This window comes from Hydrogenovibrio sp. JE_KL2 (genome assembly GCF_009296185.1).
GTDB lineage: Bacteria > Pseudomonadota > Gammaproteobacteria > Thiomicrospirales > Thiomicrospiraceae > Hydrogenovibrio.
This window is the reverse complement of record NZ_WBJR01000003.1, coordinates 161,378-186,951: the sequence shown is the minus strand read 5'-3', so window position 1 is coordinate 186,951 and position 25,574 is coordinate 161,378. Positions and strand designations below refer to the sequence as shown.

Annotated in this window: 19 protein-coding genes; 14 read left to right on the top strand and 5 right to left on the bottom strand. The window is 43.8% G+C overall.

Going from position 1 to position 25,574, the window contains the following annotated elements:
• The first annotated feature begins 66 nt into the window (after positions 1–66).
• Positions 67–3,177: an EAL domain-containing protein gene (locus F8R13_RS06885; RefSeq protein WP_152832952.1), complete on the top strand. Its 3,111-nt coding sequence runs from the start codon at positions 67–69 to the stop codon at positions 3,175–3,177.
• A 9-nt stretch (positions 3,178–3,186) separates the two neighbouring features.
• Positions 3,187–4,242: a GTP-binding protein gene (locus F8R13_RS06880; RefSeq protein ID WP_152832951.1), complete on the top strand. Its 1,056-nt coding sequence runs from the start codon at positions 3,187–3,189 to the stop codon at positions 4,240–4,242.
• Between the two features lie 110 nt (positions 4,243–4,352).
• On the opposite strand, the gene F8R13_RS06875 is transcribed toward F8R13_RS06880, so the two are convergent.
• The 4 genes from F8R13_RS06875 to F8R13_RS06860 form a co-directional block, all read right to left on the bottom strand.
• Positions 4,353–7,703: an efflux RND transporter permease subunit gene (locus F8R13_RS06875; protein ID WP_152832949.1), complete on the bottom strand. Its 3,351-nt coding sequence runs from the start codon at positions 7,701–7,703 to the stop codon at positions 4,353–4,355.
• 14 nt (positions 7,704–7,717) lie between these two features.
• On the bottom strand, positions 7,718–8,818 hold the full coding sequence (locus F8R13_RS06870; protein WP_152832947.1) for an efflux RND transporter periplasmic adaptor subunit: 1,101 nt from the start codon (positions 8,816–8,818) through the stop codon (positions 7,718–7,720).
• Positions 8,819–8,874: 56 nt separating this feature from the next.
• The gene (locus F8R13_RS06865) at positions 8,875–10,293 is read right to left on the bottom strand and encodes a TolC family protein (RefSeq protein WP_152832945.1); all 1,419 of its coding nucleotides are present in this window, start codon (positions 10,291–10,293) and stop codon (positions 8,875–8,877) included.
• A gap of 183 nt (positions 10,294–10,476) precedes the next feature.
• Positions 10,477–11,109 carry an alpha/beta hydrolase gene (locus F8R13_RS06860; protein ID WP_152832943.1) on the bottom strand — a complete coding sequence of 211 codons (633 nt, stop codon included), beginning with the start codon at positions 11,107–11,109 and terminating at the stop codon, positions 10,477–10,479.
• 110 nt (positions 11,110–11,219) lie between these two features.
• Here F8R13_RS06860 and F8R13_RS06855 point away from each other — a divergent pair, with 110 nt between their 5' ends.
• The 4 genes from F8R13_RS06855 to F8R13_RS06840 all read left to right on the top strand — a co-directional run bounded on the left by F8R13_RS06855 (position 11,220) and on the right by F8R13_RS06840 (position 16,027).
• Positions 11,220–12,344: a 4-phosphoerythronate dehydrogenase gene (locus F8R13_RS06855; protein WP_152832941.1), complete on the top strand. Its 1,125-nt coding sequence runs from the start codon at positions 11,220–11,222 to the stop codon at positions 12,342–12,344.
• Between the two features lie 167 nt (positions 12,345–12,511).
• The gene (locus F8R13_RS06850) at positions 12,512–13,081 is read left to right on the top strand and encodes a DUF302 domain-containing protein (protein ID WP_152832939.1); all 570 of its coding nucleotides are present in this window, start codon (positions 12,512–12,514) and stop codon (positions 13,079–13,081) included.
• Between the two features lie 566 nt (positions 13,082–13,647).
• Positions 13,648–15,009, top strand: coding sequence for an OmpP1/FadL family transporter (locus F8R13_RS06845; RefSeq protein WP_253806382.1), 1,362 nt, complete (start codon positions 13,648–13,650; stop codon positions 15,007–15,009).
• A gap of 184 nt (positions 15,010–15,193) precedes the next feature.
• Complete coding sequence (locus F8R13_RS06840; RefSeq protein ID WP_371414915.1) at positions 15,194–16,027, top strand: NAD-dependent epimerase/dehydratase family protein; 834 nt, start codon at positions 15,194–15,196, stop codon at positions 16,025–16,027.
• A 220-nt stretch (positions 16,028–16,247) separates the two neighbouring features.
• Here F8R13_RS06840 and F8R13_RS06835 read toward each other — a convergent pair whose 3' ends face one another.
• The gene (locus F8R13_RS06835) at positions 16,248–16,772 is read right to left on the bottom strand and encodes an FxsA family protein (protein ID WP_152832933.1); all 525 of its coding nucleotides are present in this window, start codon (positions 16,770–16,772) and stop codon (positions 16,248–16,250) included.
• Positions 16,773–16,976: 204 nt separating this feature from the next.
• Between F8R13_RS06835 and F8R13_RS06830 the strand changes: the two genes are divergently transcribed.
• The 8 genes from F8R13_RS06830 (at position 16,977) to purH (ending at position 25,560) form a co-directional block, all read left to right on the top strand.
• On the top strand, positions 16,977–19,187 hold the full coding sequence (locus F8R13_RS06830) for a protein-disulfide reductase DsbD (protein WP_152832931.1): 2,211 nt from the start codon (positions 16,977–16,979) through the stop codon (positions 19,185–19,187).
• Between the two features lie 217 nt (positions 19,188–19,404).
• Positions 19,405–19,842, top strand: coding sequence for a type II 3-dehydroquinate dehydratase (gene aroQ / locus F8R13_RS06825; RefSeq protein ID WP_152832929.1), 438 nt, complete (start codon positions 19,405–19,407; stop codon positions 19,840–19,842).
• 52 nt (positions 19,843–19,894) lie between these two features.
• The gene (gene accB, locus F8R13_RS06820; protein ID WP_152832927.1) at positions 19,895–20,353 is read left to right on the top strand and encodes an acetyl-CoA carboxylase biotin carboxyl carrier protein; all 459 of its coding nucleotides are present in this window, start codon (positions 19,895–19,897) and stop codon (positions 20,351–20,353) included.
• A gap of 20 nt (positions 20,354–20,373) precedes the next feature.
• On the top strand, positions 20,374–21,723 hold the full coding sequence (gene accC, locus F8R13_RS06815) for an acetyl-CoA carboxylase biotin carboxylase subunit (RefSeq protein ID WP_152832925.1): 1,350 nt from the start codon (positions 20,374–20,376) through the stop codon (positions 21,721–21,723).
• A gap of 100 nt (positions 21,724–21,823) precedes the next feature.
• Complete coding sequence (gene prmA, locus F8R13_RS06810) at positions 21,824–22,699, top strand: 50S ribosomal protein L11 methyltransferase (protein WP_152832923.1); 876 nt, start codon at positions 21,824–21,826, stop codon at positions 22,697–22,699.
• A gap of 25 nt (positions 22,700–22,724) precedes the next feature.
• Complete coding sequence (gene dusB, locus F8R13_RS06805) at positions 22,725–23,705, top strand: tRNA dihydrouridine synthase DusB (protein ID WP_152832921.1); 981 nt, start codon at positions 22,725–22,727, stop codon at positions 23,703–23,705.
• A complete protein-coding gene (locus F8R13_RS11765) occupies positions 23,702–23,959 on the top strand; it encodes a helix-turn-helix domain-containing protein (protein WP_152832919.1) in 258 nt (85 codons plus the stop codon). The genes dusB and F8R13_RS11765 overlap by 4 nt, the downstream gene beginning before the upstream one ends.
• 38 nt (positions 23,960–23,997) lie before the next feature.
• The gene (gene purH / locus F8R13_RS06795) at positions 23,998–25,560 is read left to right on the top strand and encodes a bifunctional phosphoribosylaminoimidazolecarboxamide formyltransferase/IMP cyclohydrolase (RefSeq protein ID WP_152832917.1); all 1,563 of its coding nucleotides are present in this window, start codon (positions 23,998–24,000) and stop codon (positions 25,558–25,560) included.
• The last annotated feature ends 14 nt before the right edge of the window (positions 25,561–25,574 follow it).

Here is a 25,574-nt window from a genome sequence, read left to right as displayed (position 1 = left end):
ATTACGTAAACAAAGAGACACCGTCGATTTCCATACCGCGACATTATCGTCAACACCGAGTAGTGCATGATACTAAGCCAAAAGAAAAAACTCTATAACGACCGTTTTATCAAATATGGAAAATACTTTATTCTGATTTTTGCCATTTCATTATTGACGCTGGCAACTTTCCTTTTTCACAAAACAAACCAAATCAAACACAGAGATTTAATCCTTAACAACGCTATTGAACTAATTGGCGAAGAAATCGATTTCTCAAAGTCGGTTATTTTCTTTTCTGAAGATCATAGACTTAACTCACAGGCTCTCACAAAGCACGCGCAAAACATTCAAAGGCTTCTCACAGAAATTCAGTCATACGACCATGACACCCCACAACTCAACAATTCACTTTTTAAACTGGAACAAACTGTCAGCACACTCAAAAGCTTGATGTCAGAGTTCAATCCTTTATTCCATCAAATTTCTCAAAGCCGCATTCAATTCCAAAAAGAGCTTGAGCAATGCCAGAGTCATTTAAGCACCAATGCTCAGCGTATTGCCTTGTCGGATCTAATTCATGCCAACCAGTTATCCTTATTGTCTGTCAAAACAGGCACTATTGATCATTTTGAAAACATTACAAACAGATTTGAAAATACGGTTACCATCGATGCCTGCAAACCTTTAATCTTCCAAAGCAGACAACTCATTGATCTACAGCAAAGACTGTCTGGCGTTTACCATCAGATTATTAACCTGCCACTTAAAGAAAATATTTTAAATATTCATGCACTTTACCAGACTAAAACCAGCCAAGATGTTGAACTGAGCTTCTGGTACAACCTGACATTAGTCATCATCAGCTTGTTGTTCCTGACTTTTATTTCCTTATCCTTGTACAGACTGTTCCATGTGAATAAAAACTTAATCCAAACCCTCGAGGACCTAGAACAACAAAAGAACATTTACCATGCCTTAAGTGAAGCCAACCATGCTGCTTCAGCTTTGGCAACTAAAGAAGAAATCTACCAAGCGATTACCGACATCATTATTCGCTATATCCAAATTCCATCATGCTGGGTTGCGGTAAAACAGCCCAATAGCAACTGGGTAGAACCTATCGCCATGTCAGGCATTGGCCAAGATATTTTGGGCAACATCCAGGTTTCAGTTGACCCAACACTTCCTGAGGGTCAAGGCGCTGTGGGTATTGCCTACCGCAAAAAAAATGCGGTCATTCAAAATGACTATTCACTAACCGAAACCTCAAAACCTTGGTTTAATGAAGCCATGAAATGGGGCGTTCATTCTCTAGCGGCATTTCCAATTATGCGTGGTACGGAAGTGGAAGCTGTCATTGTTTTCTATGCCCTCAAACCTCGTTTTTTCAATGAAAAAATCGTTAAAATCATTCAGGAACTGATTGATGAAGTCGGACTGGCGCTTGAACGCTTAAGATTTAGAGAGGCGGAACAGGCTCACCAAACTTCTCAGAATATTTCTGCGATTGCATTCGAATCTCAAGAGTCCATTATCATTACCGATAAAGATGTTAGGATTCTAAAAACAAACCAAGCATTCACGGAAATGACCGGCTATACCGAAAGTGAGGTTTTGGGTCAACGCCCCGATATGCTTAGATCAAGCAAACACCCGGTTTCTTTTTACGATGACATCTGGACAACTGTCAATAAAACGGGTCGCTGGAATGGTGAAACTTGGAGCCGACGTAAAGATGGCAGCGAGTTTCAAATTTACCAGACAATCACCGCTGTTTTTGACGAGCACCAGAGAATCACAAACTATATTCTGCATCGCATAGACATCACGCAAAGCAAGCAAGCAGAGTCCGAAATTTCGTACTTAAAAAACCATGATGATCTAACCGGGTTGGCGAACCGTTCATTCCTTAAGCAGAAAATCGAACAGTTCCTACAGCAAGAACAGCAAGCCAACGTTTCCTTTAACGTCATATTGGTCATTGTAAACATCAAGCGCTTCAAGACTCTGAATGAAACGCTAGGACACTTGGCAGGCGACGAAATCCTGATTGAGACAGCAAATCGCTTAAAAAATATTCAACTCAAAGATTCCATCAATACCTCTATCAGCCGCATCGGTAGTGATGAGTTCACCATCTTATGCCAGCTCAACAACAGTAAAACGGTCAGCCTCAATCAACAAGTCAATCATACGATGAATGCGATTAATCAGCGTTTTGAACTGCCATTCCAACTGGCTAACGAACAAATAAACATCCAAATCTCACTAGGTGTCACGCTTTTCGACACTAAGAGTCAAAATACGCCGGAAGAAATTATCCAACAGGCACTCACTGCGCTTAACCGTGCTCGAAAAAATGACCAGAACAACTTTGAGTTCTATCAAAGAGAAATGCAAGAGCGAGCCATTCAAGAGCGCAACCTTGAAATTGACTTAGCACGCGCTTTGGAAAAAGAAGAATTCGTACTTTATTATCAACCGCAGGTAGAACTCAAAACAGGAAGAGTCATTGGTGCGGAAGTATTGGTTCGTTGGCAAAAAGAGGATGGCTCTCTGATTCCACCACTTGAGTTCATCCCAACACTAGAAAGCTCAAATTTAATCATCCCTCTAGGGCAGTGGCTCATCCAGCAAGCGCTTTCAGACGTTCAACCTTTCCAGGAGCAGTTTGAACAGCCATTACTCATCGCCGTGAACTTATCTGCATTGCAGTTCAAAGACCCCAACCTGGCAGATTTTATAGAAGATGCCATCAAACGAAATAACTGCCTCCCAGAGTGTCTGGAGCTGGAAGTAACTGAAAGCATCCTGATGGAAAATCACACTGCTGTCACCGAGATTTTAGAAAAGCTTTCCAAGCATGGTACCAAAATCGCGATTGACGACTTCGGCACAGGCTATTCATCTTTGGCTTACATCAAACATTTTCCGGTCAATAAATTGAAGATCGATAAATCCTTCATTGATGATATTGACAAGCCCAAAGACCTCGCAATCGTTCGTTCCATTATCGAAATGGCTAACGCCATGAATATTCGTTCTATTGCCGAAGGGGTAGAAACCCTTACGCAAAAAGAAATGCTGGAGCAATTAAACTGTCAGGAAGTACAAGGTTTCTACTATAGCCAACCCCTGCCATTCAATGACTTCATTGAATATGCTTTGAACAACCAAAGACGAACTCTCAGCTAAACAGACACGATGAAGCCTCGCATTGCCGTCAACTTGATTTCGGGCGCTTTGGGATCGGGAAAAACCACCTTGATTCGCCACTTAGTGTCACAAAAACCACCAGAAGAACGCTGGGCACTCCTAATCAATGAATTCGGCGTTGTGGGCATAGACGGAGCCATTCTCGCACCAGAAAGCCTTGCCGATGCCAAGGTGTCCACACATGAAATTCCCGGTGGCTGTATTTGCTGTACTGCTAAAGGGGAGCTGAAACAAAACTTGGTGGACATCGCCAAAAAGTACCGCCCGGATCGCTTGATTATCGAACCGACAGGCCTAGGCGAACCTGAAACCGTGGTAGATGTACTCAACTCAGTAGAGTGCGCACCTCTTTTCGACATCCAAACCCTTTTCTCAGTGTTTGATGCCAGCCGCATTACGCCAGAGGACCTTCACGACAAAGCTATTTTTCAAAGCCTATTGAACATGGCAGACATTATCCTGTTGAATAAAACAGATTTAGCTGAAGACTCTCGAACAGACGCTTTAGAGGCATATTGCCGTGACCATATCTTCCCCAGCAAACGTAGCATACTGAAAACCAAGAATGCCGAAGTGGATATTGCCGAAATCTACGGCGAGCATTTCATTTCGGAACACTTTCGCTTTTCCTTACAAACTGAAAGCCCAAACAATTACCCACTAATGATTGAAAACGCGGCTCCATCAATTCACACCCTCCCTTTTGAGCCTCTCACTATAGAAGGCGTGATTGAACGTGCTTACCAAAAAAGCCCGCACGCTCAATCGATTGGGTGGATATTTGATGCCAGCTTAGTGTTTGACTGGAAAAAGATTTTTGATTTATTCGAACAGTTTCAACACACCCCTACCGTTCTGAGAGCAAAAGGGATTTTCCGTGTCGGCAACCCACGCATGCTATTCCAATACGTCTCTCAAACCGCCACAAGGGAAATCATTGCTTACCGAAAAGATAGCCGAATAGAATTGTTACTCACCGAAGACGCCATGTTTGACTTTCATGCTTTCGAACGTGCACTCGACTCCGCCATCAAGTTCCGTTAATGTAAGAAAATCTACCAGGTTGGGGTAGATTGAGTAGATTAAAAAATGCCAATAAAAAAGCCCGCTACCAAATGGTGACGGGCTTTTTTGTTTCAAACAGTGCTTACTGTTTATTTTTGAGGGCGCGGCAAACCACCTTCTGTGTACTTCACGCCACTGTGCCATTGCCAGATAAAGTACAGCAATGGAATCACCAGCAAGGTCAATACGGTCGAAGACAGCGTCCCAAAAATCAACGAAACCGCCAATCCACCAAATACCGGATCGGTAATCATAATCATGGAACCGAACATAATCGCTAATGCTGTCAACAGGATCGGTCTGAAACGCACCTTACCAGCTTGAATAACCGCATCATGAAGACTATAACCTTCTCGACGGTATTCAAGTATAAAGTCAATCAACAACAAGGAGTTCCGCACCACTATCCCGGCAAGGGCAATGACCCCGATCATTGAAGTCGCCGTAAACGCCTGACCTGTCAGCCAGTGCCCTGGGAAAACACCAATCATGGTTAACGGAATCGCTCCCATAACGATCACCGGCATCATAAATGAGCGGTAATAACCTACTAAAACCAAATAAATAAAGATCAGCGCCACGATAAATGCACTTCCCATATCTCGGAACACATCTAGCGTCAAACGCATCTCACCGCCCCACAATAGGCTGTAAGTCATCACATCTTTTGGCTGGGCGTTGATAAAACCAAGGTTTCCAGTATGGAAAGTCACGCCGGAACCAGGCAACTTAACGCCATCCAGCATTTTATCCAGCGTCAAAACTGCATAAACTGGGCTGGATCTTAACAACTCGCCGCCGACCATCACCATTTGATGCTGATCTCTTCCCATGATGGGTTTGGCTTTCTCAACTTTTTTAATCGTCGCAAATGCCGAAATCGGAACCGATTGCCCAGAACGAGAAGTCACCATCAGTGACAGCAATTGCTGCGGAACAGTTCTTTCCGAACGAGGCAAACGTACAATGATATTCACAGGTTCACGCACATTATCCAAGTGCATATAGCCTAGCTCGAACCCATTGATATAATCACGCAGCATCTTCGAAACCTTCGCGGGAACAACGCCCAACAGGTTGGCTTGGGTACGATCTATATTGATTTGATAGCTTTGCGTGGTCGCTGTCACTGTGTCATCAATATTAATCATGCCGTAAACCTGATGCATTTTGGCGTTGATTTCTTTCGCCGCTTCGCGCAACTTATCGTAATCAGGCCCATAAAGCTCTGCCAAAATTTGTGTCGTCACCGGTGGCCCTGGAGGCGTTTCATAAATTTTGATATTCGCCGAAGGGAAGCTGATTCGAACAGATTTCAATGCCTTATTGAAAGACTGAACAATCTCATGTGACGATTTATCACGGTCATGCTTATTCACCAGATTCACACGAATCTGCGCAAAGTTAGCGCCCTTCTTGATCAAGTCACCACGAACCAACGCAGCAAAATCAATAGGTGCATGCTCACCAAGATAGACACTGTAATTTGTCACAAAAGGTGTATGTCTCAAAACTTCACCGACACGACGCACCACCACATCCGTCGCCTCAAGTGCCGTACCTTCCGGCATATCCACTTGCACAAGGAAAGTACTGGTATTGTCATAAGGCAACATCTTCACTTCGACACCACCGGCATGAAGCGGATGATTCATGCCATCCGAGCGAATGAACTGTAATGCGGGCTGTATCATCGCGGCAATTAACGACACCAAAACAGCAGCCAAGAATACATTACGCTTGGTACGACTATCCAATAAAGGAACAATCGTCTTACCATAAAGCTTTTGCATCCAGTCTTCTTCCTGCACGTGGTGTGCTTCAGTACTAAGACGTGCCTTCATATTGGCAATAGCACTCTTTCCTAGAAAACGGTAGGAGGCATAAGGCACCAAAATATAGGCAATCACCAAAGAAGCAATCATCGCCACCGGCACATTAAACGGAATTGGTGCCATGAACGGCCCCATCATCCCGGTTACGAACAACATTGGAATGAAAGCCAAAATTACCGCAAAAGTTGCAACGTTGGTCGGGTTTCCGATTTCATTGGTGGCACGAATCAAAACCTGATCAAACTCCTTCGGATCAAAGCCATGATGGATATGCCGGTGAATGTTCTCTATAACCACGATGGCGGCATCCACCAGCAACCCCAAAGATAGAATCAATGCGAACAACGTAATACGGTTAATGGTCTGCCCTGAAACATAACCGACAAACAACACCACAAACAGAATCAAAGGCACAGTCAGGGTAACGATACCCGCTTCGCGCCACCCCAAGAAAATAATCAAAATCACCACCACGGAACCTACCGCAATCGCTAAATGTTCCATCAACAAGTTAACAGCCGCATTCGCTTTTTTACCATCATCTCGAGTGATATCAACATGAACGTTCGCTGGCAATACACTTTTCTTAAGCTCGGCAAGTTTGGCTTGCACTGCATCCGCCACGGTTACCGCATTGGTTCCCGGTTTTTTAGCAATGGTAATGGTGACCGCAGGTTTTTCGACATTCGCATACTTAGGTGATGCCATACCGTAACCGATACGAGTATCCGTATCCGTCTCCATCGGGCCGTCGGTAATTTTGGCAATATCCTTCAAATAAATAGGTTGCCCTTTGACAATACCGATAATGATATTACCCACTTGTTGAGCATTACCAAGATAACCGTTCACTCTGACTGGATAGGTTTTATTGTTGTTAACAAGATTTCCTACAGGTAATGAAACGTTATTACCCGTCAACATTTTGCTGATTTGTTCAAGAGACAGCCCAGTTAATGAAATCTTTTGCGCATCCAGTAGCACATTAATGGCGCGGGTTTTTCCGCCAACAACATTAGTGAAAGACACCCCAGGAATATTGCGAAGGTTTTCAATCAACTTCAACGACACATCGCGCAGGTCGTAACCTGACAAATCATTAGATGTGATTGCCAATGTCATAATCGGCACATCATCAACATTGATTGGTTTGATAATCGGCTGCTGGGTATCCGGCGGCATCTTATCCATGTTCTGCATGATCTGGTTGTACAATTTTACCAAGCTCTCTACTTGGTTTTCGCCAACCTTAAACTGTACCGTCACCACGCCATAATCTTCACTGGCATAACCGAAAGTATGATCTACCCCTGGCAAAGCACTTAAAATCGTCTCCAACGGCTTGACGACCATATTTTGTACTTCTTCAGGCGTAGCACCCCCTTTCGGCACAATGATATTGGCGGCAGGAACCACGATTTGAGGGTTATATTCTCTCGGGGTAATCAAGTATGCCAATACCCCCGCCAACATAATAGCGATCATAATCATCATTGTGATTTTTGAGTGAATAAACATCTTGGCAAGTTTCCCTGCCATGTTTAGCGGCGCTTCGTTTTCCGGCGTACCGCTATGGGTTTGTTCAATTTTTTGTTGTTCTGACATGACTCGGCTCTCAGTTATTTATCAGTGGCTTTAACATCGGCAGGCTTGTTTTCCACAACCAAGTGGTCGCCATTCAACAAACTTTCGTTATTTTTTACCACAATAACATCACCCAGATTTAAACCGGCTTTTACTTCGATATTGTTACCAATCGACTCTCCCAAACGAACCATTCTAAAATTCGCTTGATTGTTTTCGTCTACGAAAACACCTTGAATACCGGAACGTACAACAATTGCTGACTTAGGCACCATAATCGTTTGTCTGTCTCCACGCTTAAACCCAACATGGGTAAAAGTTCCACTGTTGACGTCAATCGAAGAGGTCGGCAAGCTCAACTTAACTGTATGAGTACGGGTCTTAGGATCTGCCGCACTGACTAGCGTGTAAATAGTACCGATCATTGGCTTATCTTGACCGTCGATAAGCACTTCAGCCGTATCGCCAATGCGTAATACAGAATAAAGATCTTGAGAAACCTGAGTTTGCACACTCAAAGAATCCCTATTTTCCAATGCCAGTACCGGATTACCTGGCGCTGCCAAATCACCTGCTACCGCCATTTTTTGAACCACCACCCCGTTAAATGGCGCTTTAACATTGGAATATTGAAGCTGAGATTTCGCTTGATCCAGATTGGTTTTCGCCGCAACCAAGTTTTCCTGTGCGACCTTATATTGCAAACTGATCTTATCGAATTGCTGTTTAGAAGCTGACTCTTCTTCATAAAGCTTTTTAAAACGATCATAGTCCAGCTTTGCATCCAACAACGCGGCTTCTGCTTGCTGATAACCCGACTTGGCTTTTAAAATGCCACTCTTGACATCAGAGGAATCAATAGAAAAAAGCTCTTGCCCTTGTTTAACGGATTGACCAACTTTGACATTCAAATCTTTGATATAGCCCATCAAACGGGAAGAAATCATCGCCTTCTGATCAGGAACAATCGCACCCGGCACCACCACTTTTAAGGGGATCGCGCCTAACGAGACCGTCTCGACATCTACCTTCACGTTTTGAACCGGTGGCGTTTTTTCAGCCGAATTTTCTGATTGGCAGGCAACCATCGAAACCGACATCACCCCTAATACAATCGCTTTAGCTAATACTTTCATGTGTTCCCATCCCTAAATCGAAACTTTTAATACGGTAAATTCTGCAAACAACAAACTCAGTTCACCATGTTTTTTGTTTGTAAATCATGCATATCCATCGTGCCAGTCGCCAAGCGAAGCTGTGCTTTTTGAATATTGATTTCAAATGTCGAACGAACCAAGTCCGCTCTTGATTGGTCAAGCTGAGCCTGACTGGCTAGCACTTCTGTCATAGTAGCCACACCATTTTTATAACGCTTCATAATCAAGCGCTGAGCTTCTTCTGCTTGACCAACCGCTAGCCTGTTAGAATCACGTTGCTTTTCGGCAACCTGTAATGATCGCCAAGCCTTTAACACCATTAATTTTGTTTGGTTTTCTTTGGATTGCAGTGCTGCCTGCTTTTCATTCGCAATCGCATTTGCTTGGTCTATCTTGCTGGATGTCAAACCAAAGTCTGTCAACTTCCAAGACACAACCCCAGCAACCGTATATGACTGCGCACCAAAGGCTAGGTTTTCATCGTGTGTATCACCACGCGCCATGATATTGAAGCTTGGATAGTTATCTGCCTTACTGGCATCAATAGCTGCAACAGACGAACGTACCACTTGACGTGACGCCTCAAGTTGGGGGTTGGCATTGCTTGCCATATCCAAAAGTTTCTGAAGATCTTTCGATGGCACGGTCAAATCAACTCGCGGCCCAACTGTCAAAGGAGAATGATCGTCGATATTCATCAACATTCTCAAGTTATCCTTGGCAATCTGCTCTTGTGTCTGCGCCTTTTCAAGTGCGGTCATCGCTTGAGACAGATGCACATTGGCGCTCAGCAATTCGCTCTTCACGACAATCCCCTGCTCAACCATGTTTTTGGTGGTTTCAACATAGGATTGCGCCGCTTTCACCGCTTGCTCCGCCACTTGTACGAACGACTTGGCAGTATGCACACCTTCATAAGCTTGATAGACATTGTATGTCAGCATTTGCTTAACCGCTTCATCACCATGCTGCGCGGCTTGAATCATTGCTTTCGCCTGTTCTTGGTAACTGGATACTCGCCCACCATTCCAGACAGGAATCATCACTTCCAACCTAGTATTAAAATCGGTATGGGAACCTGGTTTATTTAAATCATTTGGCTGATTATCAATTGCAGATGCGCCGGTGTAGTCGGCTAACCCAAAATCTCTAAAGGTTGCCTGACGCTGACTGAGCTTCATTCCAAAAACACTCAATGCATCATCTGAATTCATCGCCGTCGCAGACAGTGTCACTTGAGGCAAGCGGTGAGCATTAGACTCTTTCAAGGCTGACTCCGCTTGTTGCAAACGATAACGGCTGGCACCGATTTCCGGGTTTTGTGTTAGGGTCAAGTCAACACACTGACCAAAACTGTATTCTTGAGCTTGCACAGAAAAGCTCATCAACATTGTACTGGCAAGAATCGCCGATACCGACAACACGACTTTTTTCGGTTTAAAAGGCATAATCATTCCTTGGTTCCTATCTCAACTTCTAAAGTATGCAGACCTTTTTAAACAAAGAATAGGCACATCTTAAAGCATAACAGACAAAAGCTAATCCGATGTTAGACTATATGAATCACACTTTATAAATCAATCTTATTAAGATATTAGTAAATACTTATATTGCGGCAAATTATATATAAGAAAATTCTAATATTCCAGTAATATCACCTGTTTTAACCAAACTAATTGTCGATGAAAGAAATGACTGGCTTGCCGACGGTAATAAATACTTGGCACATGAAATTGTTTCATCGCCCAATCCATCACCTCCTGAGCCGAAACCACTTCATCCTCACCACCCTGCACCAACACCCAAGGAACATCGATATTGATACCTGAAAAATCATACATACCTACTGCCGGGGCCACCGTACAAATCGCATCAGCCTTTAGCGAAGAGCATTGCTTTAAACTGACATAACTGCCAAACGAAAATCCTGCCAAGGTTAAGTGTTCGATTTCATGAGTTTCTCTTAGCCAGCTCACAATGGCAGCCAAATCACGTTGTTCACCGTCCCCACCATCATATTCACCATCAGAGGCGCCCACCCCTCTAAAGTTATAGGCTAGGGTGCCATACCCCAAAGACTGAAAAGTTCTTTCCAAAGTGGTTATGACCTTGTTATCCATAGTGCCACCAAATTTCGGGTGTGGATGGCTCAGAACCACCCAATGTTTTGCACAGTGATCATGTTTTTGATTGGCATCAGACTTTTTAGCACCCGGCAATGTTAGACGAACTTCTAATTGCCCAACATCTCCCATAACTGTTTTTGACATAACTTCTTTACCCTAGGGAACCTCTGAATGTTCATTCATAAGATTTATTTAGTCGCTTTGCTTGACTCTATATAATAACAATGAGATTTGACTCTAATAGAAAACATACCATGAAAAAATTGATTATTGATGACGCCGTTCCATATGCAAAAGACATTTTTTCCCACTTAGGGGAAGTAACATTGGTTCCAGGCCGTGAAATCAATGCAGAAACCGTAAAAAATGCCGATGCACTGATTGTCCGCTCTCGCACCCAAGTCAACCAAACTCTTCTAGAAAACTCCACGGTGGAATTTGTAGGAAGTACTGTCGTTGGACTGGACCATATTGATCAAAACTACTTAGCCTCAAAAGACATCCATTTTTATTCTGCTCAGGGGTGTAATGCAAACTCGGTATCTGAATATGTTATCAGCGCTTTATTACACTATGCAGAAGAGCGCGGATTTGAGCTTAGTGAAAAATCTCTAGGTATTATTGGCGTCGGAAATGTTGGCAAACTATTGGAGCAAAAAGCCAACGCTCTAGGCATGACTGTTTTCTTGAACGACCCACCTCGGCAGGAAAAAGAAGATTTACCTCATTTTGTTGAATTAGAAAAAGCTTTATCTGCTGACATCATTAGCTTCCACACCCCATTAACCAGGGAAGGCAAGCATCCTTCTTACCACTTGTTAAACCAAAGCAATTTTCATTTAATCCGTCCTTCAGCTATTGTCATCAATGCAGCTAGGGGTGGAATTATCGACGAAACCATCTGGTCGAAAACAGAAACTGACATCAACATCATTGACTGTTGGGAGAATGAGCCGAACATTGACCCTCTTTTATACAAAAAAGCAGACATTGCCACGCCTCATATAGCAGGCCATGCGCTAGAGGCAAAAATCAAAGGCAGCAGCATGGTTTATGAAGTTTTATGCAAGCATTGGAATCAGCCCATTCTGACGAAATGGAAAGAGCAAGTCCCTCATCCAACAGATACTTTAAACACAGGCTCCGATGGCAGTTTTCAATCCATGTTATTCAAACTAGTACATCAGTGCTACGACCCACACATTGACGATCTCGCCATGCGATCAAATGAGATTGATAAGGTTCATAAAAAATTTGAATATTACAGACGCCACTATCCCATCCATCACGAATGGACGGAATTCACGGTTAAAAGCAACCGCATCGAAGCTGAAAATAACCGTTTGAGAGCCCTTGGCTTCAAGGTTAAACTAATATAAGCAAATAATTATTTAGTAATTCCTAAATATTAGAATTCGTTTATTAACTATAAAATATAGTTATTCCTTCACAAAAAATTTAATTTTTCTTTTATAGATGACAAGAGTAACCTTGCTACCTGAAAAATTGATACATATCAATTCGACAACTCAATGGAGATACCTTAATGAAATTAGTAAACCTTTTCAAAGTTGCCTTAGTTGCAGCAGCGATTTCTACCCTTTCAGGTTGCGGAACAATTAATGCAATTAACAACCTAGCACCAGGTGCTGGCGAAACTTTCATGCAAATCTGGGATAAATGGGTTAAACACGATGGTGACATCGCTGAAGCAACCATGTGGGAAGTAAAAGTAGATGATGGTGTTGAACTACAGGATGTTATCGACGCAATCAACAACGTGGGAATCAATAATAATATTAAAAACGTTGGTGAACTTCCTCTTTCAAAAGAATTGAATGCTCGTGGCATCAAGTCGGACACTGTTTACGTTATGTCTTTCTGTAACCCAGAAACTGCACGTAAAATGCTAGACTTCTCTCCAGCAATGGCTGGTTTCCTTCCATGTCGTGTCACAATCGTTGGTGAAAAAGATGGTCTTCACATCTACTCAATGAACATGGATATGGCAATTAAAATGGGCCGTAAAATGCCTCCAGAGTTGCTAAAAGCTACCACAAAAGTACGTGATACTATCTGGGAAATGCTACAAAAAGGTAAGTCAGGCTCTTTCTAAGAACTCACTATACTCAATACAAAAAGTAGCGATTCAAAAGCCCGACTTGTTCGGGCTTTTTTATTTCTATCCTCAAGTACTTTATCCTCTTTATCTACTTTAAACCCAATCTCCATAACTACCTTCGCATTCCGCCTTATAGCGTGCTCGTCACAGATTAAGTCGAAAGCAACACAAGTTAACCTCTCTCTAATATTCGGAAATTAACATATTAATAACTAGTGATAAAAAAAAGCACTCTCACCATAAAATTATTTTAAACGCCTTCACAAAATTTAAAAATAACAGTAAATTCTTATATTAATAAACACTTATTTTATTTAAAATCAATAGGTTACCATCATATCTCAGCCTTAACCAAACAAAACCATCCTTTCTCAAGACTTTCAATTAATGCCACTAATACAAGATAAAATTTTTTTGATTATCAACCCACAAAACTCTTAGGCATAGTAGTCTCCGACAAGCACGTAGCCCCGCGCTCAAAGGATGAACGCCCATTTCTCACGGAAGAGAATTAGAGCTACAAAAAAATTCAACTACAAGAGAGTAATGAAAAAATGAAGATGACTCGCATTGCATTAGCAGTTTCCTCAACACTACTAGCAACTTCTGCATTTGCTACTAACGGAACAAACATGATTGGCCTAGGCGCTATGTCAAACGCAACTGGTGGAACAGGTGTTGCCGCTAACTACGGTGCTGAAACTGTTATTGCCAACCCATCAATGATTGGTAAAAGTTCTGGAACAGAAATGGTTTTCGGAGGGACTTTATTCAAACCATCCGTTAAAACTACCAACAATATCAAAAACAGCGCAGTCGCCGTTGCAACAGGAAGCCAGGCTACTGCTGACTCACAAGCACCAATTGGTTCAGCCACAAGCAAAGCAGATACAAATGTAATTCCTGCAGTAGCCGTTTCAAGTCGCATCAACGACCAATTGACATTTGGTATCGGTATGTTTGGTACTTCTGGTATGGGTGTGGACTACCAAGATAACGACATGCTATTTAACGCACAAACAAACATGCAGATTATGAAGTTTGCGCCAACATTGGCGTACAACACATCTAAATTTGGTTTTGGTCTATCACCAATCTTGCAATACGGTTCACTGGACATCAACTTCAAAACTCAAATGACTAATAACAATGGTAGCCCGATGTACGTTCAAGCAGACGGAACCATTACTACTGCTCAAACCACTACACCAGCTATAAAAACCGTTGGTAATGGTATGGCATCTGATCTAGGCATGGGCTACAACATTGGTGGTTACTTCAATGTAACTAATGCTTTAACTCTTGCTGCATCATATCTTTCTCCAGTTGATATGAAGTACAAAAATCAGCTTTCAACGGCTTCTCAAGCTTTTGTTAACCCAAATAGTGATTTCAAAACTGCTTTTGGAGATCACCTAGAACAACCATCTGAAATCAAAGTCGGAGCTTCCTACACCTTTGGTAACTTTGAAGTCAATGCTGACTATAAAAAGGTCGGTTGGGGTTCTGCTAAAGGCTATAAAGACTTTGGATGGGAAGACCAAGACGTTTACTCTCTAGGTGGTAAGTTCCAGGCTTCTAACTTCTGGGTTGGCGCTGGTTATAACTATGGAAGCAACCCTATCAAGAAACAAGATGGAAACACCTATAAAGGTGCTGTAATCAATATGTTCAACAACACCTTCTTCCCTGCGATTACAGAGTCACACTTCACTCTTGGTGGTGGCTACAGCTTAACCAAACATGTTTCGCTAGACGCATCTATCGTTTATGCGCCTGAAAAAAAGGTTACTGTTAACACAAGCGGAGTGTCTTCTGCCTTTGCATCAGGAATGGCTGGCTCACAAAAACAAGCTGGCAGTACTAGCTCAACAACACACTCACAAGTTGGCTACACTGTGCAAGTTGGCTACAAGTTCTAATATCGTTAGATATTTAGACCAAAACCGCCTTCGGGCGGTTTTTTTATATCTGTAAAACCTATTCAACCCCAACCTGGCAGATTTTTAAATAAATTCGGTGGTTGTAAACAATTTGTCATTTATTATTTTTTGAAATTAGTGCATACTGCGAAAAAATTCAGTTTTCACTCACGGAGTTTCAAAAGTGGCAAGAGTTTTAATAGCAGGATGTGGTGATTTAGGCTGTCGTTTGGCAGATACCCTAACGGCTGATGGGCATGAAATTTTCGGTATTCGACGCAATGTCGACACACTTCCTGATAGCATTTCTCCAATTGCGGCAGATCTTTTTTCTCAGCCACCGGAAATACCGGAAAACATTGATTACGCTTTTTATATCGTCTCAGCCAGCAGTCATAAAGACATTGCTTACTATCAAGCTTATGTCTTAGGCCTAAAAAACGTTATTCAGTCTTTAAGCGTGCAAAACGTCAAACGCTTATTCTTTGTTTCCAGCACCTCTGTGTTTGGACAGAATGATGGCGAAGTGGTCACGGAAGAAAGCACAACGGAAGGTAAACACTTTACCAGCCAACGCCTTCTGGAAGGCGAAGAACTTGCCTTCAACGCGCCATTTCCTGCAACCGTAATTCGCTTCGGCGGTATTTATGGTCCGGGGCGAACGCACTTGATAGATTTAGTGCTTAAAGGCAAGGCACATTGCATGGAAGGCGTTTATAGCAACCGCATCCACTCTGAAGATTGCGTGGGGATGTTGGCGCATTTGATGAATTATGATCAGGTTGAAGATTTATACATCGGCGTTGATGACGAACCGACACTAACCTGTGATGTCTATGAATGGTTGGCTGATCAACTTTCCGTTCCTCAAGACATTGAACACCTTGAACCAACAGAAAACAGTCGTGCACAAAGAAGCAACAAGCGTTTATCAAACGCCAAAATTCGTGCAACGGGCTATGACTTTAAATACCCTTCTTATAGAGAAGGGTATGGAGAAATGTTAGAAAACTATTAGAGAGCTTTGCACGAGTGAGGCGTGAGCTAAAAATGAGGAAAAATTTGACTGAATAAGGCAGAAAACGCAGCTAATAGCTAGCTATTAGCAAGTTTTTTAACGCGATTCAGATGAATTTTAACCATTTTTTAGCCGTGAATTCACTCATGCAAAGCTCTATTAATCTAACATCAACAAACAGGCCTCGCGGCAAGCATCTCACTTGCCGCAAAATCATCATTTACTTATCGTGTTTCTTTGACGAGTCATCAGAATCAATCACCTCACCCTCAATCACATCGGACTGATTTGTATGGTAGGTAACATGCACTTGCTTAACATGCCCGTTTTGGGCTTCCGACCACTCGGCTTCATAAACATTACCATCTTGACCGTGATAACGTGCATAGCTTGATTGGCGTTGCATAATAAATCGCTTGGCAAAAAATCTTCTGACAGGTGGAATCAATAGCAACAGTCCAATGGTATCGGTAATAAATCCGGGTATCAGCAAAAACAAGCCGCCCAGGAAAATAAACAACCCTTCCATCATTTCCGTTTCTGGCACTTGCCCAGCCGCCAAGTTTTGTTGTGCTCTCTGCATGGTTGCAATACCTTGGCTCTTCATCAGCCAAGCACCTGCAATAGCGGTAAATATCGTTAACAAAATGGTAGGCAATGCGCCTATCACGCTTCCAACCTTAATCAGAACATAGAGCTCCACCAAGGGTACCAACAAAAACATCAGGAAGAAAAATCTAAACATACCGGTCTCTTTTTAGGGTTCATTTACTCAACAAAGCAAATCGCTTTATAGCGACTTTGGGTTTGAACAAAATTTAGGATAGAATTGGGTTCAGCTCTACAATAATAAGAATACGTTTGAAACATTATGAAAGACTATCAACTTAGATAGCATCTTTCCTAATTTTTAAGATAATAACAAAATAGATATTTTCAAGGCGCCACTATGATAAATTCCACTTTTCGTTCGATATTAAGACTGCTTTTGTTGTCTTTTGGATTATTCACTCTCTCGGCAAACGCAAGCGCCGATGATGAACTTTTAGATGTAAACCAAGCATTTCAGCTGGCAACGCCAGAAGTTAAAAGTGGCGAAATCCATCTTCACTGGACAATTGCCAAGGATTATCACCTATACAAACAACGCGTCTCCATTTCCTCAAACGACTTAAAACTGGCCCCCCCCACTTTCAGCGCCGCCGTCACCAAAGATGATGCTGTTTTTGGTAAGACAGAAGTTTTCTTAAATAAACTGGATATCCAACAACCTTTCGAAGCGACTAAGCTTTCAAAAGCAACCATCACCGTGAAATACCAAGGGTGTGCCGATAAGCTTGGCGTGTGTTATCCACCGCAAACGCGTCAAATCTCGATTGACATCCCTGCCGCAAGCAGTTCTAACAGCCCGAACAGCTTGGGTAGTCTGAACGATATGCTGGCAGACAGCAATGATGATGGCGGCCTACTTCCAGCAGATAAGGCCTTTGCCTTCTCCAGCCATCAAGACAACAATGGCAACTTGATTCTTACCTTTAAAGTGGCGAACGGTTACCACCTTTACCAAGACAAGATCAAAGCATCCGTGTTAAACGGCCCTGCTCAACTCGGCACACTAGTGCTACCAAAGGCAGAGCCAAGTAATGACCCAGTGTTTGGCGATACACTGGTTTACAAAACGGATTTCGAAGCCAAGCTTCCTATCTCAAACTTAACAGCAAACAGCACAGTTCAAATCACCTATCAAGGTTGTTCTGACTTAGCTGGCGTATGCTACCCACCGGAAAAGAAACAAGTTAGTCTTTCTGCCAGCTCAGCAAATGCGACAACTGCATCTCCGGCAACCAGCAATTCTACTGCACCCATCTCCGAAACTGATCAGATCACCCAAACGCTGCAACACAGCTCGGTATGGATTGTTGTCGGAACTTTCTTCCTGTTTGGACTACTACTATCTCTAACGCCATGTGTCTTCCCGATGATTCCGATTCTATCAAGCATCATTGTTGGGCAAGGCGACAGTTTAACCACTCGTAAAGCATTCATCATGTCACTGGTTTATGTGTTGGCAATGTCTGTTACCTACACAGTGGCGGGCGTTTTGGCCGGATTGTTTGGTGAGAACCTACAGGTCATGTTCCAAAACCCATGGATTATCGGCAGTTTCGCCCTAATCTTCGTGCTACTGTCATTTTCGATGTTTGGTTTCTACGAACTACAACTCCCAAGCGCCCTACAGTCCAAAATCACCAACCTATCTAATAAACAACAAGGCGGTACGCTAACCGGTGTCGCGATTATGGGCTTCTTGTCCGCGTTGATCGTGGGTCCTTGTGTTGCACCACCACTGGCCGGAGCGTTAATCTATATCGGTCAAACCGGTGATGCTCTACTGGGCGGAACGGCACTATTTGCCATGAGTATTGGTATGGGTGTGCCGCTATTGCTACTTGGAACCTCTGCCGGGAAACTATTACCGAAAGCAGGTATGTGGATGGAAAATGTCAAAGCCGTATTCGGGGTATTGATGTTGGGCGTTGCTATTTGGATGGCAGCGCGAATCCTACCAGACACCGTCACGATGGTGCTTTGGGCAACGCTTCTGATTGGTTCTGCTATCTACCTTGGCGCGCTTGAGCCAATCGGTGAAAAATCCGGCTGGTCGAAATTGGCTAAATCCATCGGATTTATCCTTCTGACTTACGGCGTGATCCTATTTATCGGTTTAGCGGGTGGCAGTAAAGACGCATTGCAGCCTTTAAAAGTTTATCAAGGTGGTGCCGGTGGCTCTTCTGCTGCCGCTGAACAACACCTGGCTTTCAAGAAAATCACCACACTTGATGAACTGAAAGCAGAAGTCGCCAAAGGCAAGCCCGTTATGCTCGACTTCTATGCAGACTGGTGCGTTAGCTGTAAGGAAATGGAGAAATTCACGTTTTCCGATCCTGGCATCATGCAACAACTTAAAGGCGTAACACTGCTTCAGGTAGATGTAACCGCCAACAACGAGAACGATAAAGCCCTAATGAAAGCATTTGGCATTATCGGGCCACCAGCCATCCTATTCTTCAAGGATGGTCAGGAAGCCAGACAAAGCCGCGTCATTGGCTTTCAAAAGCCTGAGCAGTTCTCTAAAAACATCCAGGCTTCATTCAACTAAAACACCCCCAACCTGGTAGATTTTCAATAATCTGCCAGGTTGGGGACATGCTTTTTAACGTCAAAACCCCTCTTCTTGCACTCAAGCGCCACTTTCAAAACATTTCACGCATTTTCAATAGACTTTTAACGAGTTTCGGTATCGTTTTTATTGATATTTAGGTATAATTTCAAAAATTTATAAACAACTTTATTCTTCAAAATCCTAGGGTGTATTCATGGCAAACATTTTGGTACTGAACGGTCCCAACCTTAATATGCTTGGCAAGCGTGAACCTGAACATTACGGTAGACAAACCCTATCCGACATTATCGAAGAACTTGAAACCTTGGCGGATGAGTATGAAGTTCGTCTACATCATTTCCAAAGCAATGCGGAACACGAACTGGTTGAACGCGTCCAAGAAGCATTGGATGAGAAAATTGATTTCATATTGATTAACCCCGCTGCTTTCACGCACACGAGCGTTGCCCTTCGTGACGCCATGGCAACTGTCAAAATCCCATTTATTGAAATACACCTGTCAAATATTCACAAACGTGAAGATTTTCGTCAGCACTCCTTCTTTTCAGACCTAGCGGAAGGGGTTATTGCTGGCCTAGGGCCAATCGGCTATCAATTGGCACTCGCTGCTGCAGTTGAAAAACTGAAATGACAACAGAATCACATGAATTTAATTTTAAATATTAATTAGAGGTACTCCGAAGATGGACATTCGATCAATTCGCAAGCTTATCGAAATCGTAGAACAATCCGATATTGCCGAAATCGAAATCAAAGAAGGCGAACACAACATTCGTATTACGCGTAGCCAGGAGCCTGTTTATATGCAAGCACCAACTATGGCGCCTCAAGCGATGATGCACGCTCCAGCTCCTGCTGCTGCACCAGTACAAGAGCCTTCTGCTCCTGCCGCTGCGCCAGAAGTTTCTGGTCACAAGGTAGCGTCTCCAATGGTCGGGACTTTCTACTCAGCACCTTCACCGGATGCCGCGGCTTTCGTTAAAGTCGGCGACAAAGTTTCCGAAGGCGATACGCTTTGTATTATCGAAGCAATGAAAATCATGAACCCAATCGAAGCGGATAAGTCTGGAACCATCAAGCAAGTATTGGTTCAGAACGCTGAACCAGTTGAGTTTGGTCAAACCCTATTCGTTATTGAATAATCAGACTCCGCGGAGAAGCTATGATTGAAAAAATACTAATCGCGAACCGTGGTGAAATCGCCCTTCGCGTCTTACGTGCCTGTAAAGAAATGGGCATTAAGACCGTTGCGGTTCATTCCACCGCTGACGCTAACTTAAAACATGTTCTTCTTGCAGACGAATCAGTCTGTATCGGACCTGCGCCTTCTTCTGAAAGTTATTTGAATGTTCCTGCCATCATTGCAGCGGCAGAGATTACCGATGCCGAAGCCATCCATCCTGGTTATGGTTTCTTATCTGAAAACGCCGACTTTGCGGAGCGCGTCGAAGAAAGTGGTTTTGTTTTCATCGGCCCTAAAGCCGAAACTATCCGCATCATGGGTGACAAGGTTTCTGCCATTAAAGCAATGGTCGCAGCTGGCGTTCCTACTGTTCCTGGTTCAGGCGGACCTTTGGGTGACAATGATGACGAAAACAAACGCATGGCAAAAGAAATTGGCTACCCAATCATCATCAAAGCATCCGGTGGTGGCGGTGGACGTGGTATGCGCGTGGTTCATACTGAAGCCAACCTGATTAAATCCATCCAGTTGACCAAATCAGAAGCGGGTAGCTTCTTCGGCAACCCAGAAGTTTATATGGAGAAATTCCTTGAAAACCCTCGCCATATCGAAATTCAGGTATTGGCTGATGGTCAAGGCAATGCAGTCCACCTTGGTGAACGTGATTGCTCTATGCAGCGTCGTCACCAAAAAGTGGTCGAAGAAGCCCCTGCACCAGGCATTACCGATGAGCAACGCAACAGAATCGGTACGGCTTGTGTCAACGCTTGTATTGAAATCGGCTACCGTGGTGCCGGAACCTTTGAGTTCCTATATGAAAATGGCGAGTTTTACTTCATCGAAATGAACACCCGCCTTCAGGTAGAGCACCCGGTAACAGAACAAGTCACCGGTGTCGACTTGGTTAAAGAACAAATCAAAATAGCCATGGGGGAACCTTTGTCTCTCAAACAAGAAGACATTGAAATTCGTGGCCATGCGATTGAGTGCCGTATCAACGCGGAAAACCCTGCGAAAAACTTCATTCCTTCTCCAGGCACAATCGACAGATTGCACTTGGCTGGTGGATTGGGTGTTCGATGGGATTCTCACATTTATACAGGCTATCCGGTTCCACCAAATTACGATTCCATGATCGGGAAACTGATTTGCTATGGTAATGACCGCAAGACAGCCATCAGCAAAATGGATGTTGCTCTTCAAGAACTGATTATCAAAGGGATTGAAACCAACATTCACATGCAACGCGAAATCATGAACGATGCTGGCTTCTGCGAAGGCGGACAAAACATCCACTACTTAGAGCATAGATTAGAACACCTAGTTTAAGTTCTCACGATTGATTTCAATAACCACGGAAGGTGCTGCTTGCCCTTACCCGTGGTTTTTTCGTTTTAGAAATCTTAAAAAGATATTTTAGGAAATATACATGGCTTGGATACAAATCAACCTCACCGTCGAAGAAAAATTGGCTGAACCTTTATCGGATGCTTTTATGGAAGCCAATGCCGCTTCAGTGACTTTTATCGATGCTGAAGATCGTCCGATTTATGAGCCGGAGCTCGGCACCACGCCGATTTGGCAACACACAACCGTACAGGCGCTATTTGATGCCGAGGTTGAAGTCCAGCCCATCTTAGACTTGGTGACTTCCATCGTTCCAGAACTCAAAGATGCAACTTTCAAAGTCGAAGCCCTTGAAGATAAAGATTGGATTCGTGCTTGGATGGATCAATTCCAGCCAATGCAATTTGGCGACAAACTATGGATTGTTCCTAGCTGGTGCGAAGCGCCGCAGCCCGATGCCGCCAACTTAATGCTGGATCCAGGAATGGCATTTGGCACAGGCACTCACCCCACCACTGCCATGTGTTTAACTTGGCTGGATGCCAACCCTCCTGCCGGCAAAACGGTGATTGATTATGGCTGTGGCTCCGGCATTTTAGCTCTAGCTGCGTCCAAGCTTGGCGCGACAAAAGTGAAGGGTACCGACATTGACCCTCAAGCCATTATTGCCAGTGAACAAAACGCTGAACGAAATAATGCCCAGATCGCGTTCGCTCTGGTAGAGAGCTTTAAATCCGATCCTGCTGATGTTCTGATTGCCAACATCCTTGCTGGTCCGCTTAAGGAACTGTCCCCAGAGTTTCATCGTTTAACGAAACCTCAAGGTACGCTGGTATTGTCAGGCATCTTGACCACCCAAGCGCAGGATCTGATTTCTCACTATCAAACCCAAGGGTTTGATCTGCTTGAGCATAATCAGCTGGATGAGTGGACTCAACTAACATTTCAGAAGCACTAAACCCAAAAGTGTTACAAACTAAAACATGGCCTTTTCATACGCATCCCTTAACAGCACTCAAAACACCAACAAGCCAACGCTTGCGCTAGCACCGATGGCGGGTGTAACCGACAGAGTGTTTAGGGATATTGCTCGTGCATTAGGTGCGGACTATGCCGTTTCGGAAATGGTGGCGTCCAAAAAAGAACTTTGGCAGTCTGCCAAATCCTCCAGCCGTCATGCTGACGAAAGCGAAGAATCACCGCGTATCGTTCAACTGCTGGGAACAGACCCGGAAGAATTGTCAGAAGCGGCAAAATGGCAACAAGACAAAGGTGCTCAAGTCATTGACCTCAATATGGGCTGCCCTGCGAAGAAGGTTTGCGACGTGGCCGCCGGTTCAGCATTATTGGCTTACCCTGAACGCGTACAAGCCATTTTTGAGACCGTACAAAAATCAGTCGATCTACCGGTAACCGTCAAAATTCGTACCGGCACCTCACCGGAAAACAAAAACGCACTGGAAATCGCCAAACTGGCGGAAGCCTGCGGACTTTCTGCCATCACTATTCATGGTCGCACGCGTGTGGACAAATTCAATGGCAAAGCCGAATATGACACCATTCGAGATGTAAAGGCTTCTGTCTCAATTCCGGTCATTGCAAATGGTGATATTTGCACCCCCGAGGATGCGGATTTTGTATTAAAATATACAGCTTGCGATGGCATCATGATAGGGCGCGCTGCCCAAGGTAACCCTTGGTTATTTAAGCAGATTTCCCACTATCTTGACACGCAAACGCTATTGGAAAAGCCTTCCCCAGCTGAAATAGAAGCGGTCGTCATGCAACATTTGAACGGTCTTTATCAGCTCTATGGAGAAATACAAGGGCACCGCATAGCCAGAAAACATATAGGCTGGTACAGCCAACATCTTACAAACGGCACCGAACTTAGAAAACAATTTAACCAACTAAGTAGCGCTCAAGCACAGCTTGAGTTAGTAAAAGAGTTTTTTAAACCATGACTTCATTTAATGAAAAACAGCATAGCTCTTTAAGCGATCACGTCACCACGACACTAGATGCTTATTTCAAAACTCTGCAAGAAGAAGTGCCTTCAGATGTTTACCAGCTCGTCATCGGACAAGTTGAAAAACCGATGATCGAATATATTTTGAATCACACTGAATACAATCAGAGCAAGGCGGCAGATATTCTCGGCATCAACCGAAACACCTTGAGAAAAAAGATTCAAACCTACCAGATTTCAAAACCTTAAAAACCAAATTTTATGTTATTTAACTTCGGAGAAAAACTATGAAACCTGTTCGCCGCGCGCTTATCAGTGTGTCCGACAAAACCGGCATTTTGGAATTTGCCCAATCACTCAGCTCTATGGGGGTTGCCATCCTGTCTACAGGAGGAACTTATAAAGTTCTGTCGGAAGCAGGCTTACCTGTTACAGAAGTTTCCGAATATACCGGCTTTCCAGAAATGATGGATGGTCGTGTTAAGACATTACACCCTAAAATTCACGGTGGATTGCTAGGCCGTCGCGGTACGGACGATGCCATCATGAACGAGCATGGCATTGACCCAATCGACATGGTGGTTGTCAACCTTTACCCTTTTGAAGCAACGGTTGCGAAAGCCGATTGCTCTTTGGAAGACGCTGTTGAAAACATCGACATCGGTGGTCCAACCATGTTGCGCTCTGCCGCTAAAAACCATAAAGACGTTGCGGTGGTAACAGACCCTGCTGACTACTCACGCATCCTTGAAGAACTGTCTGCAAACAATGGTCAACTTAGCCATGCAACCCGTTTTGATTTGGCAATCAAAACGTTTGAGCAAACGGCTCGTTATGACGGTGCAATTGCAAACTATTTCGGCACCATGTTTACCGACAATGCTGAAGACAAATTCCCACGCACCTACTCAACACAATTCGTTAAGAAGCAAAGTATGCGTTATGGCGAGAACCCTCACCAAGCAGCGGCTTTCTATACTGAGCGCAACCCAACTGAAGCCTCTATTTCCACTGCAACCCAAATTCAAGGAAAAGAGCTTTCTTTCAACAATATCGCAGATACAGATGCGGCGCTGGAGTTGGTAAAAACCTTTGACGACACGGCTTGTGTTATCGTTAAACACGCTAATCCTTGCGGGGTTTCTATTGGCGCCAGTTTATTTGAAGCTTATGACCGTGCTTACAAAACCGATCCAACTTCCGCATTCGGTGGCATTATCGCTTTTAACCGTGAATTGGATGCAGAAACAGCACAAGCGATTGTTGATCGTCAGTTCGTTGAAGTCATCATTGCACCAAGTGTTTCCAAGGAAGCCGAAGCGGTCGTTGCCAGCAAACAAAACGTGCGTCTTTTAGCTTGCGGCGAACTCGGAGAACAGCAAGCAGCTTATGATTACAAACGTGTGACTGGCGGCTTATTGGTTCAAGATCGTGACCTAGGTAGCGTAACCGAAGCAGACTTAAAGGTTGTTACTGAGCGTACACCTTCTGCAAAAGAAATGGCAGACCTACTCTTTGCTTGGAAAGTCGCCAAATACGTTAAGTCGAACGCCATTGTTTATGTCAAAGACGGCATGACGATCGGTGTGGGCGCAGGACAAATGAGCCGCGTTTACTCTGCTAAAATCGCAGGTATCAAAGCAGCGGACGAAGGTTTGGAAGTCCCTGGTTCAGTCATGGCTTCTGATGCTTTCTTCCCTTTCCGAGACGGTATTGATGCGGCAGCAGCGGCAGGGATTACTGCGGTCATCCACCCAGGCGGATCGATGCGCGATCAGGAAGTCATCGATGCCGCTAACGAACATGGTATTGCGATGGTGTTTACAGGGATGCGCCACTTCAAACATTAAAGGGGTTTATTTAC